We start from the raw sequence: 19,354 nt of genomic DNA, 5'->3' as shown, positions 1-19,354 counted from the left end.
ACCACGCCATTTGCTATAAGTTTAATCCTTAGCCTTGGTATTTTGCTTTATATAGCGGATCTGGCGGGATTTCCATGGGTATGCCTTGCATACGTCATTTTGAACCCGCGACCGCCCGGTCCGAAGCCGGGTGCGCTATCCAAACTACGCTACAGATCCACAGAGTTATTTGCGAGCTTTCCTATAAATAGCTTAGTTGCCAAGGAAACTCTACGTTCTTCTGCCTTAAAGAAAGATAATCCGCGTTCTGTCTCTGGCTTAATTAACATGGTTTAAAAAGGTGTTATACTTGCCGACCCAATTGCTTTAGATCATGTGCCTAAACCTGCACCGCATATGCGAATTAAAAACTATTTAAATGCTACTACATCAATCTAAACTATGAAAGAGCAGCTTAGGCACCTATTTATTAGGGATAATGCACAATCTGCAATAGAAATGCTTAGCGTATACGCTTGGGCGCTTCTCATAATCGCCATATTCGTTGCCTTCATATTCGTGATTTCAGGCCCAAAGGCCCCGATCAGTTATCTTCCACCAGTATGCAACATAGAGCCTCTTCTTCCCTGCGTTCAGAGCACGCTGACCAGTGTAAATACTGCGCACAGCATACCAATAAAATACACAGTAGTTTTCCTTGACAGTCTGGGAGTAGGCATGCACCTTCCCGCAAACGCCATAAGCGTAACTCTTACCAATATTGGAAGTACCGGCACGAACGTCTATAACGGGACATGTCTGCCCAGAAATGTTAGTTCAGGTACTAGGGTAATATGTGCTGTTTCCATACCTGGGAGCGTGGAGCCGCCGCTCGGCAGTACTACAACGGCCACTTTCGACCTTCATTATTATACATGCAAATCAGGCGTATGCACAGGACCATATGTAACTGCAGGTGCGTCTACACAATCAATGAGTCCTGCATACGTCCCTTTCTATAATGTTACTCTTTATACAAGTCCAACCAGTGGAGAAATAGTGATAAATGGGGTCATATACCACAACAATATAACAGTGCCATTGGCTTCCGGGACCTATACTCTGTATGCAGTGTCCCCTGCAGGCTACGCATTCGGTTCCTGGGCTATAAGTTCCGGCGCATCCAGTCTAAGTACGCTTGCTGCCGAACCCACGACACTTACGTTGCGTTCCAACGTTTCTATAACTGCAAACTTCAAGGTTTCTGCTACAACAAGCACAATATATACGAGCACAAGCACCTCGACAACTTCAACATCAACTACGACTTCCACTACTACATCCACCTCAACCACAACATCCACAACCTCAACCTCAACCTCTACTACATCAACATCAACAACTACTTCAACTTCCACTACAACTTCAACCTCTACTACATCCACAAGTACAAGCACTACCTCGACTTCTACCTCAACAACATCCACCTCAACCACAACCTCAACATCAACAACCACTTCCACATCGACAACCTCAACATCCACGACAACATCCACAACCTCAACCTCAACCTCTACTACATCAACATCAACTACGACCTCTACATCAACCACAACCTCTACCTCGACCACTACATCCACATCAACAACAACATCCACTACAACCTCGACCACTACATCCACCACAACAAGCACCATATACTACATGTCTTCACAGGGCAACACTGGCGATTCGATAGGCGGAGAAGCCAATGCAACAATGTCAGGTTACAGCACATATTTCTGCGCTGGCGGGGCAGGAAACGGAGGAATCGGGATATCATGGTCAAGCGTTACTGAATCTAATAGCAATTATGCAGATGTTGGCGTTACAACTTCTGGCGTATGCACTATAACAACTGGCAGCCCTGATTTGGCTGTGGCCATATTCGGCGTTAAAGGCGGCCCTGGCTATTCAACTTTCTCTTCGTCGACGACAGGAGATTCAGGTTCGCATTCGCTATCATATTCCGTTTCCACTTCTCCATCCGCAGTTGTAATAATGGTTGGTTGCGGTTGGTTTCAATGCAGCAGTGTGTCTCTTCCATCTGGTTGCAGCCAGATAGAATATACGCATGGCAATGACAGTTACGAAACAGGCTATGCAGCCATATGCAACCAAAATTCTGGTTCATATACAGTCTCTGCAACCTCTTCAAGCTCAGGTGGAATATCGATTGCTGCCTTTGTATACGCTGCAGCACAGATAACTTCTGGACCCCCTGAATGTACTGTTCAAGCATATAACGACCATTCAAACAACTATGGCTTCTGTTACTGGCCCGGAGGAACAATGAATATAAGCTCGGGCGGAGGCAATTCAGGATATGGTGGCATATATGTCGATGGTCCAAATTCATACTCTACGGCCAATACAAATTGGTGTCCTGGTCTGGATACCAGACAGTCGATGAGTGGCGGCTGGTATCATATGCATATAGGGACTGGCGGTGGCGGCGGTTCATGTGGGCCTGGAATAAACGAGATAAATTAGTTTGTATTAAGTGATTGCATGAATATAACAATATACGCGGTCTTGGTTTTCCTTATGGTTTTTGCAATGGCACACGCTTCGCAGTTGTCGTTCGCATCAATAAGCAAGCCATACTTTACTTTCTCTTTAGGCAACTATACCACAATAAACGGTGCCATAGGTGGTTCGGTTGGCATCTCCTCTACGCGCCTTGTTGTAAGTCCAGGCACATACGCGGTCATTAACAATAAAACATACTCTTCATATAATCTTTCACTGATCCTGCTCACTCCTTTCAATGTCAATGTGCCTCCAGGCAATTCAACCATTAGTGGCATAAGCGATGCAATAGCTATAGCAGTTGATGGGAGCACAGGAAGTTCTGTAAAGTTTGTCAGTTCTTCAGGTTCTTACCAGCCTATAAAACTGATAACCGGTGGCCAAGCAATAACTCTTTCTACATGGTCGTGGTCCGGTGGCGTGCTACAAAACTTAAATTACTATGGGGGAAGCTACGTAAAACCTCAAAAATGGCTTACCTATAATTCGAGCTACATATACACAAACTTGACGAATGCTACGTTGCAGGTTCTAGTAATAAAAAATAAGGGAATCCCAAGCACATCGCTTACCACTTCCATAATCCCTACCACAATACCGCAGAATTCATCACATACTACAATACCTTCAACTACTGTTCCGACGACTATACCTCCAAAACCAGTTACGGTCCAGCAGAACAACGAATCAACGCTGTACGCATTAATAGCCGCAGAAACAGCAGCAATAATAATACTTGTAATACTGCTACTTCGCAAGCGCAATTATCGCATGGGGCCCTCTGCAGGCATATGATGTTGCATTGGGAATGGCTCTAACGATTGCCCATAGCATGCGCAACTTTGAACCTATATCCCATTTAGGCGAAGCCCAATGCATCATCTGTGCTGTCTGAATAAACGAAGTTATTCACAAGCTTCCTTATCAATGGCTTAGTTGCTGAAAAAATTAGTTATCTTTGTCTGCTTTATGTTTTCCATTGTCTTCCAGTGCAGCCTCAGATTGCCGTCAAACTTGCCAGTACTGAGGTGTCTCCTCACTGCGTCTATGGTTGTGAAATCCGAAGGATATCCGGAGCCTATCTTTATCTTCAGCTTCTTTTCAAGCTTCCTTATCTCTTCGTCCCTCGTGACCTTGGCTATTATGCTGGCCGCTGACACTACTGGATATCTCACGTCGGCCTTGTGCTCGGCAACGAGCTTTATGGGCTTGTCCTTTAGCTCCTCCCTGCTGGACTTTATCCCTACAACACGCGTGCGCTTGGATGAAAGCATCTTAAGCCTTACTCCGAACCTCTCCGCTATTACATCGGGAGAGTCTATGTAAAAAGATTTTATGTCCGAGCCCATGGAATCGAAAAGCCTTGCGAAATGCACGGCTTCAAGTTCGTTGAGGGATATGCCCTTCTGCATGGCCTCGTTTATTTCTGCCGGACTGATGATGCCGGTCTTTACCTCTGCAGCTATTTTGGTTATAGAATTGAAAAGCTCATATCTGTGCTTGGGAGAAAGGAGCTTCGAGTCGCGGACCCCTATGCGGGATAGCCTATGCTCATATCCCTTTGTTATTGCTACTATGGATATGACAAGGGGCCCGACGAGGGCACCGCGACCAGCTTCGTCGCCCCCGCAGATTATTATACCAACACCCGCGGTTACATAGACTTCCTGTCAATTACTATGTAGTCGTTTACCGCCTGCACTGCGTTGTATGGTATTTTTATCTGCCCGCTGTCTATCTTGAGCTTGTTTGTTATGTTGCTATCCATGTTTGGCTCGACTATGAAGGCGTTTATCTTCCCGGTTATCGGGCTTATGTCTGCGTCGATAAACCTGCCTACGTCAAAACCGTCGTTTGTCACAACTTTTTTCCCTACGAGCTGTCTTCCTATTATGAACTTCACCATTTTTTCACCTTGGCGCCTAAATATATATCATCGGATTAATTTAATAGCCTTACGCTTTTGCATTGAAAGCGGAACTTTTGCTGTCTACGAGGACAACGCGGTTTGTTATGCCGAATCTGGAAACTTTTACAAGCCCGGCATTCTCTAGCTTTCTTACTATCCTGTGCACTTTGACCTTCGAAAAGCCGCTAACAGATACTATGTCTGACTGCAGCATCAAGCCATCCTTAGAGAGCATGCCAAGCACCTTTCTGTCGCCGTCATTGAGCATCTTTCCAGTTACTCTTATTTCGTGATTCCTTGCGCTCCTGCGAACTTCAAGCACACTGTTTTTCTTTATCGAGTTGAATTCTATGTTGAGCAGCGCCATGCCTGCCGCTATGAGTATTATGCCGCCTACGAAAGGTATTGCGAAATCGAAAGCGAAATTTATGACGCCGAAGCTGACGTCGCGTATCGTGTGTATCTGTATGCCGCTGGCGAAGGCCACAAGCATCATTGCTCCCCTTATTATGGATATTATCAGCAGTATTGCCCCTGTAGAAGTCGTGACTATCGCAAGCCTGTCATACCTTTTTCTGATTGACCTTTTTTCCATGCTGTTACCTATGTAGAACCAAAACGCATTACATAAGTTCTAATAATATAAGAACGCAAATGTTTATATAAAATGGTTTTTATATTAAGAATGGTTAAATGGAAGAAAGCTCTATACTTAGGTCCAAGCAGGCTGGAATACTCCTGTGCCTTAACGACCAGTCGAAGGACTGGAGCATAAGCGAGCTTGCCAAGAGCACCGGAACTACCTACGTGCATGTGTGCAACTTCATACGCGATTGCGAAATCAGGGGAATTGTCGAGAGCCAGAAGCACGGAAAGGACAAGATGATAAAGCTGACTGAAAAAGGAAGGCTTCTTACGTCGCATATAAGCGGAATATACGCGCTGCTGGACCAGAAAAATACCGAAGCGAATCAGACGCGCACAACCGCATGAAGATTCCCGAGCCCCAGCTTCGCAAGCACGGCATCTGGATCTGTATAATAATCCCTTACGGTCTCGTTTATGCTCCTTATGTCCCGCCTTCCCAGCTTGTTGAGCTGTGCAAGTATCATGGCCCTGACGTTCTCCTCTGCCAATATATCAGGAGGCGGCACTCCGATAAGCGTCGAAAGCGTATCCCTGTAAGTGACGCTGGGCAGTATTGCAGAGGCCTTGTGCGTTTTGTAGTCGAGCTTGTAAAGATCCGAAAGAAGTATCTGCGTTTCTATGCCTGCCAGCTCGGATATCTGCACTATCTTCCTGTGCGGCACGCCATTCTCGTACACCTGCGACAGCACTATGAGCGCGTCTATAACCGGTATTATGTCCTTGGGCACGTTCATCGGGGAGTGCTGGAGCCTGTTTATTATGTCCCTGGATGAAGAAGCGTGTATGGTGCCCATGGATATCTTTCCTATGTTCATTGCAGTTATCATGTCATTGGCTTCCTCGCCCCTTACTTCTCCGATTATTATCATGTCGGGCCTCATCCTGAGGGCGTTCTTTACAAGCTCAACCATTGGCATGTCCTCGCTTGTTTCCAGCCTGACGCAGTTCTCCTGCGTGGATGTGTCCAATTCGTAGGTTTCCTCTATGGTAACGACGCGCTGCTCGGGCCTCATGAATGAGAACAGGGAGTTCAGCAGCGTAGTCTTTCCTGCAGCTGGCATTCCCGCAATCAGCAGGTTGGCCGGCCTCACTTTGAAGCCGTCCATGTAAAGCCACAGCCTCGCAGCTATGCTGTAATCCAAAGTACCGGAATTGATAAGGTCTATTATGCTAAGGGCCGTCTGCTTGAAGTTTCTTATCGTTATGTCATATCCGAGAGGCGACGAAACTATGTTGGCCCTGCTTCCCGAAGGGGTGTGCACGTCAAGTATGTTGCCCTTGGCGCTCTCGTTGGTTGCGTACAGCTTGAGCTTGTTCACGAATCTGGAGAGCTTCTCCTTGTCTTCAAACCTGTCATTCATCTTCTTTTGCCCTTCCTTGGAGTCGTATACGAAAACACTCTTGGTGTTGTTTATCATTATGTCTTCTATGGATTCGTCCTTCATAAGCACGTCTATGGGGGAAAGGTCGTTTATGTCGCTTATGAGCGTATTTATGTCATCATCACTCATGTCCGGCTGTATGCTTTTCGCAGTCAACTTGATTAGCTCGTTGCGCCTCTCGGTCTTTTCGACGTTCACGAATCGCCCAACCAGCCTGTTTAATATCTCGTCCTCTATCCTGTAGAGCTTTTCATCCATCAAAATCAGAAACTATTCTCAAACAAACATTATAAATGTGTCGCAACGGCCCTAGTTTGGAACAAGGGAGTCAATTATGAAAGAGGGATTGAACTCCATTAACTCTTCATAGCCTTCTCCGGTCCCGAAGAAGAATATCGGCAATCCCGTTACGTCAGAGAGCGATATGGCGTTTCCGCCCTTTGCATCGCAGTCGAGCTTTGTGAGTATTATCCCGTCTATCTTTATGTATTTTAAGAACTCCGCCACTTGCTCCGCAATCCTGTTTCCTGCAGTGCTTTCGCCTACATATATCGTTATGTCCGGCTTGGCCACCCTCTCCATCTTCTTTATCTCGTTAAGCAGGTTCTTGTTCGTTTCCTGCCTGCCTGCGGTGTCTATGAGCACGGTATCCGAGCTATGTGCCTTGGCGTATTCTATTGCGTCAAAAGCTACGCTTGCCGGGTCAGCGCCGTAGCTGCCTTTTATCACAGGCATGCCTATCTTCGATGCGTGAAACGACGTCTGCTCTATTGCCGCGGCCCTGAACGTGTCGCTGGCAGAAAAAACCGAGCTTATGCCGTTTTTCTTGAACATGTATGCTATTTTCGCCATTGTGGTGGTCTTTCCGGTGCCATTGGGTCCCAGAAACATTATCGAAACTGGCTTCATTCCCGCGTCAAGCCTGCCCTTTACTATGTGGAGAAGCTGCTCCTTCGGCATTCCTTCTTTGAGCACCTTGGAAAGCTCGGATCTCACGCAATCGGAAACGCCTTCGCGTATGTTCCTTGATTCGAAAGTCGAGCTTTTCAGGGTTTCCTTGAGCGAATTTATGAATTTGTCAGTTGTCTCATAAGAGACGTCGGACTGCAGCAGTGTTAGCATTAGTTCATCTGTGAAGTTGTCTATGTCAGACTCGCCGAGCTTTACTTCCTTTGAGAAAACGCCTTTAAGCCTCGTAGAAAGGGAAAGCTTCATCTTCTCTTCCTTCTTGGCTTTTTCAATCAATGGTTCGACGGCCGGGCTTTCCGGTTTTTCCTCTTTTGCCGTTTCAGTAACAGTTTCATTCTCTTTTCTTTCTTCAACCGGCAGCTTTTCCTCCTCCTTTTCTGCGCCAGCGGTTTCCACAACTTCTGTGCGTTCCTCTTCCGCTTTCTGCGCGTATGCTGCAGCACCTTCTGCGCTTGCGCCTTCCTCCTCGCGCTCGCTTTTTACGATTGAACCTATGGCATTCGATATTTTTTTGCGCAGCGAATCAAACATATTATGCCTGCTTCAAAATCTTATCCAGCTTCGTCGATATTTCGAACATGGCGTCCTCGGCTTTGCTCCTCGCCTTCATGAGCTCCTGCATGTTCTTTGTGTGCATCTCTATCCTTGAGGAAAGGTATTCTATCGCCTTTGCGATTTCCTTTTCTATCAGGTATCCGCCGCCAACGCCAACCAGGACCTTCGCCTCTTCGGTCGCCTTGGCGCTTATGAAAATGGACGAGCCTATGGGTGAAAGGATATTGGAATTCTTTATCCTCTCAAACTTTTCCATTGACGTCTTGGCAGCATTGAGCTCGTTTATGTAGTCCATGACCGCGTTTATTTCCCTGCTTATGGTGGTGTACTGGTTCTGGTAGACCTGCTGCATGTACTGCAGGTTCTGCACCGCCTCTTCAAGGCTTTCGCCGCTTTCTTGAGAGCTCATCCAAAGACCTTATTTTGCTTCAACGACTTCCTTTATCGCTATCATGCTCTTGCTAAGCCCCTGCTTCGAGCCTATCTTTACGAGCGCACTCTCCGTAGCGTGCTTCTCGCTGTTTGCTTCTATCTCGAGCTCAAATTTTTGCTTCGAGCCCTTTTTTATTGTTCCTCTTACTATGTACTTCATGCTTTCACCTTTTTTTAATCGCCTATGTCCAGAGCGTCAGTTATCCTAGCTATCTCGAATCCCGTGGTCTCGGAGCCTATCACGACCCCCTTGGAATTCGCCAGCACGGAAAGCCCTATGCTGAGCGCACCGGTATTGGCCGTGGTCCTTATGGAATCCATTCCGGTGGCCCTGTCGAGCTCCTCCTTCTCTTCGTCGCTGCACCTGTTGTTTATAAGCAGCCCCTTGTTGGTTAGGACGTTGCTCGCGCCTACTGTTTTGAAGCTTTCCCCGGAATACCTTATTACTTCTACGCCGAGTATGTCGCGTATTTCCCTTATGTCATCATTTCCGTATTCCGGGTTCACTATCGCGATCTTGTCGTTTGCCAAAATGTTGTTGCCTATGGCGTTGAGGTTGCTGCTGATGCAACCGACGTTTATGCCTTCTGCCAGCTCCTTTATCCTTTTTACTTCGCTGTCAGCGGCTATGTTGGACAGGACTATCCCGTTGGAATTCGCCCTGGCGAAAATCCCTACAAGGTCAGACATGCCTACGGTTATAAGAATGCATTCTGAGCCAAGCGCACCGGATACCGCTCTGACTCCTGTAGCATTCAGCGAATTGCCCATGAAAACGTACTTGTCCGTCGCAGTGCCGAATGCACCCACATAGCCGCTTTCGTGTATGGAATATTTTATGATTGGCATGTGGGCACCGTTACTTTGGCTTTCCAAGCATCACTGCTTGGGCTTTGCCTTCGGTTCCGCAGCTTCGGGCTTTTTCTGCTCGGGCTTGGGGGCTTCTTTCTTTTGCTCCTGCTTTCCCTTTCCTGCCTTCTTATCTGCGGCCTTGGGCTCCGCCTTCTGCGTATCAGCTGGCTTTTTGTCGCTATACAATGACACCTTGGCCACTCCGTTGTCTATGTTGACGTTGGCCTTTATCGGCATCATGCTCTTAGTGTAAACCTTTGTCATTGCGCTGTTCATTGCAGTGTCTATCTTAACGTTCTCCTCCGATACTTTCATGTAGTGCGCAATCCTTTCCCTGACGTACCTGCTGAGGCGCTTCTGCCTCACTGACCTGGGCTGCGTTACCAGGTATCTCCTTATGTTTATCGTTATGAGTTTTGCAGGCATTTTCAATCACCCTTAAGGTTCAGCTTGGTCCTCCTCCAGTTCCTGGCGAACAGGTTCTGCTGTATCCTCCTGTGCGTCCTTACCATTGCGAGCACCGGTATTCTCCTGGACCTTTTTATCTGCTTGCCCAAGCGCTCCTTCTTGATCTTGCTCTTCTTTGACATTTTAACACCATAATCGTAAGCTTCATTTGTGCTTGAATTCTATTTTCGGCTCAGGCTTGTACGTGAGCCTGTTGAGCAGCGATATAAGCTGCGCGTCTGTTATCTTTCCGGATACCTGGTTTGACTGCGCAAGCTGCACAATCAGGTTCGACAGCTGCATGTATAGATCGTGGTTCGAGACGCTTATGTTCATTATGCGCTCGTACGCGTCTGGATCCAGCAGCTGCCTGAGCATTGACTTGACTTGCTGTTCGCGCTGCATCTCCCTGTAAACCTTCGCAAGCGCCTTCTTCGCTTCCCTGTCGTCCTGACCTTCATAAGATTCGGACATCATACTGCACCAAAAGCATTCAGTTTGCACTCTGCGACTTGTAGCCGCTTATCTCGTTGGAGAGCTTGTCCAGGAAGGATTTTCCCTTCGGGGTTATTACCCTGCCCTTGCCTGTCTTTTTGACGTAATCCAAGCCTTCAAGCTCCTTGAAAGCGTCGCTTATTATGCTTCCGCTTGCGGGCATGTGGTGGTGCTTGTGTATTACGTGGTCCTTCCTTGAGCCGTATCTTGTTCTAAGCCTAGAAACTCCCACTGGGCCGTTCACATATACCTGCCTCAGTATCGAAGCCGTCCTTATGTACCAGAAATCCGGATCCTCGGGCACGCGCTCCTTTGCGGCTCCGCTCTTCACATAATTGACATAGTCCGGCTTTTTCACCTTGCTCTTGAGCTTTTCAGCTGCCATCTTCACGAGTTCCGATGCATCAACGTCATATACGTTTGCCATTAAACCATCTTTGAGTATTTTATTTAGCTGTTAAACATAAGCCAAGCGCCAACGAACCGCATTGATTGACGCAGCTGGCCGAATAAGGCTCTGACTAACCTTTTTGGCATAATTATTATAAATAGTTTGCGTTGTTCGTGTTTTTATACCTTTGCTGCTCCTATTTCCGTGCCTTGGCCGTCCTTAGCTTGCCAAGCATGTCTGCATTTTCCTTTTCCACTGCGCTTTCCAGTATGCCAAGCCCTTCCTCTATATTGTGCATGGACATGGTTAGTGGGGGTATTATCCTTATGGTCGAGACTCCTGCAGGCAGCATCAGCAGCCCGTCGTAGAAGCACCTTTCCATTATTGAATCCCTTTCCTTTACTGCTGGCTCCTTTGTTTTCCTGTCCTTTACCAATTCTATTGCGAGCATCATGCCCATGCCCCGCACGTCGCCTATTATCTCGTAGCGCTCCTTCATCTTCTCGAGCCTGGATTTCATTATCCTACCTTTTGTATGCACCTGCTCTTCTATGGAGCGCATGTTATTCTTCACGTGCTTTGCCAGCGCGTGCGCTCCCGCAATTACTGCAAGGTTCCCACCGAAAGTATTGGCGTGTGCCCCGGCCGGTATGTCCGGCAGGCTTCTTTTCAGCATTGTAACTCCAAGCGGCAACCCAGCACCGACGGACTTTGCGAACGTGTATATGTCGGCATGCACTCCGAAATTGTCCAGCGCTGCCGGCTTTCCTGCCCTGAAGTATCCAGCCTGTACCTCGTCCGATACGAAAAGCATGCCGTAGCTGTCAGTGAGCCTTTTGAGCTCCTTGAAATAATCCTTCGGCGGAACGATATAGCCGCCCTCTCCCTGTATCGGCTCGGCCACGAAAGCTGCGATTTCCTCTCCGGCCACCTCCTTAGAAAGCGGATAGTCCTTTATGTAATCTATGCATGCGAATCCGCAATCGGGATAGCTCTGGTGCAGCGGGCACCTGTAGCAATAAGGATATGGAACATGGACGGCGTTGACGAATGGCCCCATGTGCTCCCTCTGCACGATCTTCGACGATGTCAATGCCAGCGATCCGTTTGTCCTTCCGTGGAAGGAGTTGTAGAACGCCATTATGCTGCTCCTTTTTGTTATGACCTTTGAAAACTTTATTGCGGCTTCGTTGGCCTCGGTCCCGGAATTGGATAGGAAAAGCTTGCCATACTGCTTCGGGAACATGCTGGTGAATTCCTCTGCAAACTTCACCGGCAGTTCGGCATAGTAGTCGGTAAAGGCAGAATGCATGAGCTTGTCAACCTGCGCCTTTATCGCTTCCCTTACCTTTGCGTTTGCATTAACGCCGAAATTGTATACGGAAATAAAGCTCGAAAAATCTATGAACCTGTTTCCAGATATGTCGTAGGTGAAATCGCCATCACCCCTGTCAGCAACGAACGGATAGCTCTCTCTAGTAGTAGTTACAAAAAGGTTTTTGTCCTTCTTTATCACGTCATTTGCTTTTTTTGATATTTTTATCTTCGGCATTCAAAGACCCCATTCTCTCCCTATACTCAGAATATTTTACCAAAGCGGCAAGCGCCTTGGCAGCATCTTCCGGCGAAGGGTATACTGGGACTCCGGAGCTTTCCATCATGTTGTTGTGCACTTCGGCGTAGTTGCCACCAGGGCTCACTACTACTATTGGTTTCTTCCCTTCAGAACCATATTTTATTATCATCGCCGCTACCCTGGAATCGGCACCGGGAGTCTGAAACAGCGAGATTACCATGAGCGCATCTACGTTCGGGTCCTTGGAGAGAACCTCCATCGCGGCTCCGAACCTCTTGTCGTCTGCATCTCCTGCCATGTCCATCGGCATGCTCATGTTCACTATTGGCGGCATGACCTTCCTGAGTTCCTTCTTTGCATCATCGGAAAGCTCGGCCATTTGCAAGCCGTTCAAGTACAGCGAATCTGCCGCGAGCACTCCGACGCCTCCGCCATTGGTTATTATCGCAATGCGCTTTTTAGTGGACAACGGCTGCGCCTCGAATATCTTCGCGAAATAAAGCATGTCGTCAAGGCTTTTTGCCTGTATGAATCCGTACTGCTCGAATACCGCTTCATATGCTGCATAGCTGCCAGCAAGCGATGCAGTATGCGAATGTGCCGCGCTCGATCCTGCCGGGGTTATTCCTCCCTTTATCATTATGACTGGCTTGAGCTTTGTCACTTCTTTTGCGACCTCGACGAATTCCTTTCCGCGCCTCACTCCTTCTATGTAAAATATTATTACTTTGGTGTCTGGGTCATGCCCCAAGTAGTTTAGTATATCCACTTCGTCAACAACTGCGGCGTTGCCGTAAGATATGAACTTGGAGAGCCCGAAGTTCTCATGCGATATCAGGTCAAGGACGGCACTGCCTACGGCCCCGCTCTGGGAGGCAAAGCTTACGCCCCCTATGCTGGGCTTGTCTATTTTGAATGTCGGCAGGAACATGGTGTCAACCCTCGAGCGCAAATCCATGACTCCGAGGCAGTTGGGCCCGAGCACAGGCAGCGAGTACTTTTTGGCTATCGACACTATCTGCTCCTGCAGCCCGGTATCGCCAACTTCCGAAAAGCCGCTGCTTACGATTATAACGCTTTTCACTTTTGCCTTTCCGCATTCTTCCAGTGACTGAGGAACGAACTTCGCAGGTATGGCTATTACGGCAAGGTCAAGGGGTTTTTTGATGTCGAGCACGCTCTTGTAGGACTTCTTGCCGAGTATGAGCCCTTCAGCGCTGACATTTACCGGATAAAGATCACCGTCATAACCGACGTTGAGGTAGTTCTGCATTATTATGTGGCCCACTTTTTCAGGGCTTTGCGAAGCCCCTATTATGGCAACGCTTTTAGGTTTTAACATGTTGTCGAGATTGTAATATTTTCCTGCCATAAAATCATTCCCCTATAAGCCTCAGGTCAACCGCATCGTACGTCCCGTCGTGCAATATTATCGGATTCAGGTCCAGCTCAGTAATCTTCTGGTTTTTCACAAGGAACTCCGATACTTTGAGCAGCAGGTTTTTCACTATCTTCCCGTTCCTTTCGTCCGCAAGCATTATCTGCTTTGACTTCAGGCTTTCTATCATGGCGTTGGCGTCATATTCGGTTATTGGGCACAGCCTTACCGAGACATCCTTGAACACTTCAACGTATATTCCGCCAAGCCCCAAAAGTATGAGCTTTCCAAACTGCGGGTCTGTGTTGCCTCCTATTATTATCTCAGTTCCATTTGAAACCTGCTCCTGCACCAGTATCTTATAAGGTTTCAATTTCTCTCCGAGCTTTACCAGTTCGGAATAGGCTCCTTCTATCTTTGCATCTCCTGATAGGCTTAGCTTTACGAGCCCGCTCTTTGACTTGTGCAGCGCCTTGTCCGATATGAGCTTCATCACTATCGTTCTTCCCTTCGCAAATCCCACTGCTTCTTTTGCGCTTCCCACATAAGCGGCATCAAGCGCCTTTATACCATATTTGCCCAGCAGTGCGTGGGCGTCCATATAATCCATTAAAGTGCCCATCTTGCATTCACCCAAAGGTTTTCTCATTTAACTATAATATGCCTTTTGCAAAAAGCGCAGCTAGTATTATGATTATTACCACGACTGCAACAACATAATAAATCGTTTTGCTTGGTTTCTTAACCTGCTGGGACGAGAGCTGCTTCTGCATCTCGGCTATCTCTTTGTCCTCTGCCGGATGCTGCATCTGTTCCTGCTGTGCCGCCTGTGGCTGCGCAGTCGCTGCCATTGGAGCCGCAGCAGTATTCGAAGGTGTTGGACCCTGTTGTGGCTGTGGCGCAGTAGTTGGATTCGGTTTTGGAGCCGCAGGAGTTTGCTGCGGCTGCGTTTGAACCGCTGGCTTCGGCTGCTGCTGAGCCTGCGGCTGAGGTTGAGCCTGGGTTGCCTGTTGCGGCATGCCTGCCTTGGCCTGCATGAATCCCTTTTCAGTTAGCGACATGTCCATGACTCCGTTCCTTATGTCAGCTGATAAATACTGCTGTTCCGACAGCTTGTAAAGGTGCATTGCAAGATCCTTGGAACTTATGTTGACTGCAGTGCTCAGGTCAGCCAGATTCCTTTTGCCCGTTGAGAGCTGCGTAAGTATTGCCAGATCAAGTTGGTCGAACGGCATCTTCTCCTTCGAATCCGCTTCCTCAATCAGCTTCTTTCCCATCTCGGTTACGCTTATGGCATTCTGGCCCGGTACGTATGTGGTAAAATCAACCAAGCCTTTGAGCTTTAGGGTTCCAAGGGCATTCGATGCGTCGAAAAATGAGGAATTTATCAGTCCGCCGAACTTTTCAACGGTAGTGTCAGGTTTTATCCTTTTCAAAACTGTCAGGTCCATGAAATTTATTTCGTTGGGCATAAAATCATTGCAAAAATATTGACATTTAATAAAACGTTATGATAACTTAAATATCTTTCCAATTCACCGAATAAGGCCCTGATGACAAATATCAAACAGGGTTCAAGAATAAACAACGTTTTTATAATTTCTTTACGAATCTAAAGCAGCGGTGAGTTCCGCCACAAAGGTATTTTCGATGAAATTAAGCTTCTTTGGCGGGGCACACGAAGTAGGCCGTTCTGCCATATTCCTCCAAGACAAAAGGAATCTGCTGTTCGATTACGGTGTCAAGATTGACGATGTGACCGAATATCCAATAGCGGAGCCCAAGGCCGACGCACTGATACTAAGCCACGCGCATCTAGACCACAGCGGGTCGTCGCCCTCATTGTACAACGAGATGTCAATGCCCACAATAGGAACAAGCCCTACTCTCGGGCTCTCCGAGCTCCTGCTCAACGACACCATAAAGATATCAAGGAAGGAGCACACGAAAATAAATTTCCACAAGAGGCAACTCGATAAATTCTCAAAGCGCTTCATGGAGACCGATTACAAAAGGCCCCTTCACATGGGCAACTTCGACATAGAGCTTTACGATGCAGGGCACATAGCCGGAAGCGCCATAACTCTTGTAGAGCGCACCAATGCCAAGAACAACAAGCGCATAGTCTATACCGGGGATTTCAAGATGTCGCCGCAATTGCTGCACGAAGGCGCCAAGCCCGTAAGGAGCGACGTGCTAATAATAGAGTCAACCTATGCAACAAGGGAGCACCCTGACAGGAACAAGCTAGTTCACGATTTTGTCGAGGGTGTAAAGGAAACGACCGACAATGGCGGCATAGCACTTGTGCCCGCATTTGCAGTCGGGAGAAGCCAGGAGCTCCTCGCAATACTATACAAGAATGGCCTGATAGAGCGCACATACATAGACGGAATGGCAAGAGAGGCAACGGAAATAGTGTTATCCAACAAAAAATTCATAAGAAACGCGGATCTGCTTTCCAAGGCCGCGAACGAATGCAACTGGGTCAACGATTTGGCAGATAGAAAGAGGGCCCTTGAAGGCGGTTCCATTGTCGTGACTACTGCGGGGATGCTTAATGGCGGCCCTGCAATGCACTATATAACAAGGCTCAACAGCGAATCCAAGGTATTCCTCACTGGCTATCAAGTGGAAGGCACAAGGGGAAGGAGGCTCATGAACACTGGCAAGATATACATAGAGGAGGTTGACAAGGAGTTCAACCTTCAGGTAGGTTTTTATGATTTTTCTGCGCATTCTGGCATGAGCGACCTTTACAAGTTTGTAAGGGAAAGCGCCCCAAACATTGTGGTATGCGTGCACGGGAGCCCGGAAAACACCGAGGCTTTCGCAGAAAACCTCAAGGGTGAGGGATTCGAGGCATATGCGCCAAAGGTCGGAGACACCATAGATCTAGGGGAGTGAACGGGTACCATAGCGATTTCGCTGGGAGGAAGCACGCTTACGAAGGAGAACGGAGAATTGGATATCCTTTTTATAAAGAGCTTCGTCGAACTGATAAAGAAGCACGCTTCCAAGGGAACGTCATTCATAATAGTGGTTGGAGGGGGCTTCACAAGCAAAAAATACATAACCGCTGCATCAGAATTCACGGAATCGCAGTACATAAAGGACAACATAGGGATACAGACTACATACCTAAATGCATGGCTGCTGCACTCGGCATTCGGGAATTCATCTGCAGTGTACAGAGGAGATCCGAACGGCATCCGCTCAGAGATCAAAAACAGCAGCATAGTGATTACCGGTGGAATAATACCGGGAATAAGCACTGATACCGTGACCATGCTTCTAGCAGAGTCTGCCGATGCTACGCACGTGATAAATGTCAGCACTCCCAAGGGCATCTACAACGAAAAGGGAAAATTCGTTAATGCCATGGACATAGACGAGCTCCTTGAACTTGCGATGAAGGACGATACAAGGGTCGCGCGCTCGAATTTCGTCTTCGACGTCATAGCCTGCAAAATAGCCAAGCGCTCCAACACCGAGCTTCACTTCCTTGACAAAAGCATAAAGAACATAGAAAGTGCCATCTCGCGCAGGAAGCACGAAGGCACCGTAATAAAGCCAAAGCGCTGAATCATTCTATTCCTAGCGCAGACATCATGAAGGGCAGTATTATCGTAGCATCGCCGTCTATTGTTACATACTTCGCCTTTTCCTTTATCTTTCCCCATGACACTGCTTCGGTGAGCCTTGCACCAGAAAGGCTTCCGTCGAACTGCGTGGCCGTGGTTATGTAAACCGCATAGTCAAGCCCTCCCTTGAACTGGTTCCACCATATTACGTGGTGCTTGCTTATTCCGCCGCCAATCATGAGAGCTCCGGTTACCTTGTTGTCGAAGGATATATTGCTAAGCTCGAGCTCGTCCCTTATGAGGTTGAGCTTGAAGTCGTGATCCTGGGAATATATCGTCAGCTGCGTCCCAAAAGCGCCGTCGAGTATTCCGGGGTTGAATATCTTGACATTGTGCAGGTAGGCCTGCCTTAGTATGGACCCTTCGTCCTTTATGCGCTTTCCGAATTCGTAAAGCAGCTCGCTTGCGCTGTACTCCTTCTTGTAATCCTTTGACGAATATATGTCATCCATTATCTTTTTGAAGCTCTCTTCAACCTTTAGGCCATATTCGTCGTTTTCGATGAATACGTTTCCGAGCCTGTATACCCTGAGTGAATGAAGGTAAGCGTCGTCAGCGTTAAAGGTCCCCAAAGAATATTTGCCGCCGAACGCCCTTGCAAGGTCGTGGTCAACTGTTCCGCCTGTTGTTATTATGGCGTTGAAGTGCTTGGTCATGGATGCAAGCACCCCCCTAAGGCCTGTGGATACAATGTCTGCCGGGAAGGACAGGAAGTTGAAGGATTTCTTGTCCTTTAGCATGTCTTCCATTATGTGTGTGCCTGTTATCATGTGCTGGGCCGAGAATCCGCCTACGTGCTCCATCTCACTGAACAGCCCCTCTACAGTCATGCCTTTCTTGAGCCTTATGTCATGCACTGGTATTGAAGTGAGCTTCTTGCTCTCTTCCTTTTTATTTTTGCCATTTTCAGCCATTGAATCATCCAAATAGAAATTCGGCGCAAGCCGCTGCACAATCGTAATCGAAAAACAAATACTTACGGATTTGCACTGCTCTTTTCCAAGGCAGCCCTTATCCTGAATAATTCTGTAAATAGATTTTTAACCTTTTCAGGAGCATAATAATCAGCGACCGTGATTTCATGAGCGAGTTTACAAGTGTTGACGATGAAGAGATCCTGAGATTTATAGAGGGTGCAAAACCCAAGATATACGTTGTTGGAACAGGCGGAAGCGGCAGCAACACCGTAAACAGGCTTGCTACTCTTGGCATAGAGGGCGCAACGCTAATAGCCATGAATACCGACGCACCACATCTGATAAAGACAAGGGCCGAGAGGAAGCTCCTGCTCGGCAAGAAGGTTACAAAGGGATTGGGTGCAGGAAGCGACATAAAGGTCGGCGAGGAAGCCGCAATGGAGAGCAAGGACGAGATAAAGCACATGCTCTCCGACGCAAATCTGGTTTTCATGACGTGCGGACTCGGAGGAGGCACAGGCACCGGATCAATAAGCACGATAGCGCACGAAGCAAAGGAGAACGGCGCGCTTACTGTTGCAATAGTCACGCTTCCATTCTCGAGCGAGGGAAGGACAAGGATGCACAACGCGCTGGAAGGCCTTTCCAAGCTGAAGAAGATGTGCGACACCGTAATAATAATTCACAACGACAAGCTTCTTTCAGTGGCACCGGATCTGCCGTTAAACATGGCGTTCAGGGTTTCTGACGAGGTGCTTTCCAGCGCCACTAAGGGCATAGTCGAGATGGTCACGAAGCCCGGAATGGTAAACATAGACTTCGCTGACCTCAGGATGGTGTTGAAGGATTCTGGTTATGCTGTCATAGGCTCGGGAGAGGGCATGGCAACCTCCACGCAGTCGAACAGGGCGCTCATAGCGCTTGAAAACGCAATAAAGAGCCCTATGCTAGACGCAGATATGGCAACGGCGAAGAAAGCGCTGATAAACATAATCGGCGGCGAAAGCCTTACGCTAAGGGAAGCAGAAACCATATTCCAGGAGGTCGCGAGCAGGATAAGCAGCGATGCGCTCATAAAGTGGGGCGCCAGGATAGACGACGAGATGGCCAAGGATTCCATACGCATAATGCTTGTAGTCAGCGGAGTGGAATTCCCGGAATACACCGACACAAACATAAAGAAGGAGATTAAGAACTTGGAAAAGGTTGAGCTCGACGACATGTTCTGAGCTCCGCTTTACTTTCTTCTATCTGCTAAAACAAGGCAAA

At 47.8% G+C, this 19,354-nt stretch carries 23 protein-coding genes and 1 tRNA gene; 6 read left to right on the top strand and 18 right to left on the bottom strand.

Going from position 1 to position 19,354, the window contains the following annotated elements:
- Positions 1-55: 55 nt before the first annotated feature.
- Positions 56-159, bottom strand: a tRNA-Arg gene (locus Micr_RS05085).
- A 279-nt stretch (positions 160-438) separates the two neighbouring features.
- On the opposite strand from Micr_RS05085, the gene Micr_RS05080 reads away from it, so the two are divergent.
- Positions 439-2,451: a hypothetical protein gene (locus Micr_RS05080; protein ID WP_203134591.1), complete on the top strand. Its 2,013-nt coding sequence runs from the start codon at positions 439-441 to the stop codon at positions 2,449-2,451.
- Positions 2,452-2,469: 18 nt separating this feature from the next.
- Positions 2,470-3,285 (top strand): hypothetical protein, encoded by an 816-nt coding sequence (locus tag Micr_RS05075; RefSeq protein WP_203134590.1) that lies wholly within the window; start codon positions 2,470-2,472, stop codon positions 3,283-3,285.
- 137 nt (positions 3,286-3,422) lie between these two features.
- Here Micr_RS05075 and rnhB read toward each other — a convergent pair whose 3' ends face one another.
- The 3 genes from rnhB to Micr_RS05060 are packed head-to-tail and all read right to left on the bottom strand — an operon-like array spanning position 3,423 to position 4,994.
- The gene (gene rnhB, locus Micr_RS05070) at positions 3,423-4,124 is read right to left on the bottom strand and encodes a ribonuclease HII (protein ID WP_226803588.1); all 702 of its coding nucleotides are present in this window, start codon (positions 4,122-4,124) and stop codon (positions 3,423-3,425) included.
- A 20-nt stretch (positions 4,125-4,144) separates the two neighbouring features.
- Entirely contained in the window at positions 4,145-4,396 is a 252-nt protein-coding gene (locus Micr_RS05065) for a PRC-barrel domain-containing protein (RefSeq protein WP_203134589.1), read from the bottom strand.
- 49 nt (positions 4,397-4,445) lie between these two features.
- Entirely contained in the window at positions 4,446-4,994 is a 549-nt protein-coding gene (locus Micr_RS05060; RefSeq protein ID WP_203134588.1) for a helix-turn-helix transcriptional regulator, read from the bottom strand.
- A gap of 98 nt (positions 4,995-5,092) precedes the next feature.
- Here Micr_RS05060 and Micr_RS05055 point away from each other — a divergent pair, with 98 nt between their 5' ends.
- A complete protein-coding gene (locus Micr_RS05055; RefSeq protein ID WP_203134587.1) occupies positions 5,093-5,392 on the top strand; it encodes a MarR family winged helix-turn-helix transcriptional regulator in 300 nt (99 codons plus the stop codon).
- Here Micr_RS05055 and Micr_RS05050 read toward each other — a convergent pair.
- The 13 genes from Micr_RS05050 to Micr_RS04990 all read right to left on the bottom strand — a co-directional run bounded on the left by Micr_RS05050 (position 5,371) and on the right by Micr_RS04990 (position 14,996).
- Positions 5,371-6,687 carry an ATPase, T2SS/T4P/T4SS family gene (locus tag Micr_RS05050; protein WP_203134586.1) on the bottom strand — a complete coding sequence of 439 codons (1,317 nt, stop codon included), beginning with the start codon at positions 6,685-6,687 and terminating at the stop codon, positions 5,371-5,373. The two genes, Micr_RS05055 and Micr_RS05050, sit on opposite strands and share 22 nt — an antisense overlap.
- 51 nt (positions 6,688-6,738) lie before the next feature.
- Positions 6,739-7,929 carry a signal recognition particle-docking protein FtsY gene (ftsY, locus tag Micr_RS05045; protein WP_203134585.1) on the bottom strand — a complete coding sequence of 397 codons (1,191 nt, stop codon included), beginning with the start codon at positions 7,927-7,929 and terminating at the stop codon, positions 6,739-6,741.
- Between the two features lies 1 nt (position 7,930).
- The gene (pfdA, locus tag Micr_RS05040) at positions 7,931-8,362 is read right to left on the bottom strand and encodes a prefoldin subunit alpha (protein WP_203134584.1); all 432 of its coding nucleotides are present in this window, start codon (positions 8,360-8,362) and stop codon (positions 7,931-7,933) included.
- Between the two features lie 9 nt (positions 8,363-8,371).
- Positions 8,372-8,545 carry a 50S ribosomal protein L18Ae gene (gene rpl18a / locus Micr_RS05035; protein WP_203134583.1) on the bottom strand — a complete coding sequence of 58 codons (174 nt, stop codon included), beginning with the start codon at positions 8,543-8,545 and terminating at the stop codon, positions 8,372-8,374.
- Positions 8,546-8,559: 14 nt separating this feature from the next.
- Positions 8,560-9,234, bottom strand: coding sequence for a translation initiation factor IF-6 (locus Micr_RS05030; protein ID WP_203134582.1), 675 nt, complete (start codon positions 9,232-9,234; stop codon positions 8,560-8,562).
- Between the two features lie 30 nt (positions 9,235-9,264).
- A complete protein-coding gene (locus Micr_RS05025) occupies positions 9,265-9,663 on the bottom strand; it encodes a hypothetical protein (protein WP_203134581.1) in 399 nt (132 codons plus the stop codon).
- Positions 9,664-9,665: 2 nt separating this feature from the next.
- Positions 9,666-9,827: a 50S ribosomal protein L39e gene (locus Micr_RS05020; RefSeq protein ID WP_203134580.1), complete on the bottom strand. Its 162-nt coding sequence runs from the start codon at positions 9,825-9,827 to the stop codon at positions 9,666-9,668.
- A 22-nt stretch (positions 9,828-9,849) separates the two neighbouring features.
- On the bottom strand, positions 9,850-10,161 hold the full coding sequence (locus tag Micr_RS05015; protein ID WP_203134579.1) for a DNA-binding protein: 312 nt from the start codon (positions 10,159-10,161) through the stop codon (positions 9,850-9,852).
- A gap of 16 nt (positions 10,162-10,177) precedes the next feature.
- Positions 10,178-10,606: a 30S ribosomal protein S19e gene (locus Micr_RS05010; protein WP_203134578.1), complete on the bottom strand. Its 429-nt coding sequence runs from the start codon at positions 10,604-10,606 to the stop codon at positions 10,178-10,180.
- 160 nt (positions 10,607-10,766) lie between these two features.
- Complete coding sequence (locus Micr_RS05005; protein WP_203134577.1) at positions 10,767-12,122, bottom strand: aminotransferase class III-fold pyridoxal phosphate-dependent enzyme; 1,356 nt, start codon at positions 12,120-12,122, stop codon at positions 10,767-10,769.
- Positions 12,088-13,518 carry an acetate--CoA ligase family protein gene (locus Micr_RS05000; RefSeq protein WP_203134576.1) on the bottom strand — a complete coding sequence of 477 codons (1,431 nt, stop codon included), beginning with the start codon at positions 13,516-13,518 and terminating at the stop codon, positions 12,088-12,090. The genes Micr_RS05005 and Micr_RS05000 overlap by 35 nt, the downstream gene beginning before the upstream one ends.
- Before the next feature lie 4 nt (positions 13,519-13,522).
- Positions 13,523-14,134 carry an acetate--CoA ligase family protein gene (locus Micr_RS04995; RefSeq protein ID WP_203134575.1) on the bottom strand — a complete coding sequence of 204 codons (612 nt, stop codon included), beginning with the start codon at positions 14,132-14,134 and terminating at the stop codon, positions 13,523-13,525.
- A gap of 43 nt (positions 14,135-14,177) precedes the next feature.
- Entirely contained in the window at positions 14,178-14,996 is an 819-nt protein-coding gene (locus tag Micr_RS04990) for a hypothetical protein (RefSeq protein ID WP_203134574.1), read from the bottom strand.
- Between the two features lie 178 nt (positions 14,997-15,174).
- On the opposite strand from Micr_RS04990, the gene Micr_RS04985 reads away from it, so the two are divergent.
- Positions 15,175-16,431, top strand: a complete 1,257-nt coding sequence (locus Micr_RS04985) for an MBL fold metallo-hydrolase (RefSeq protein ID WP_203134573.1) — start codon at positions 15,175-15,177, stop codon at positions 16,429-16,431.
- 9 nt (positions 16,432-16,440) lie between these two features.
- Positions 16,441-17,109, top strand: coding sequence for an amino acid kinase family protein (locus Micr_RS04980; RefSeq protein ID WP_203135135.1), 669 nt, complete (start codon positions 16,441-16,443; stop codon positions 17,107-17,109).
- Between the two features lies 1 nt (position 17,110).
- On the opposite strand, the gene Micr_RS04975 is transcribed toward Micr_RS04980, so the two are convergent.
- Positions 17,111-18,082 carry a deoxyhypusine synthase gene (locus Micr_RS04975; protein ID WP_203134572.1) on the bottom strand — a complete coding sequence of 324 codons (972 nt, stop codon included), beginning with the start codon at positions 18,080-18,082 and terminating at the stop codon, positions 17,111-17,113.
- Between the two features lie 167 nt (positions 18,083-18,249).
- Between Micr_RS04975 and ftsZ the strand changes: the two genes are divergently transcribed.
- Complete coding sequence (ftsZ, locus tag Micr_RS04970) at positions 18,250-19,314, top strand: cell division protein FtsZ (protein WP_203134571.1); 1,065 nt, start codon at positions 18,250-18,252, stop codon at positions 19,312-19,314.
- Positions 19,315-19,354: the final 40 nt, after the last annotated feature.

The sequence above is a fragment of the Candidatus Micrarchaeum sp. genome, assembly GCF_016806735.1.
GTDB lineage: Archaea > Micrarchaeota > Micrarchaeia > Micrarchaeales > Micrarchaeaceae > Micrarchaeum_A > Micrarchaeum_A acidiphilum_A.
Note: the sequence above shows the minus strand (reverse complement) of the source record. Positions and strands in the feature narration are given on the sequence as shown.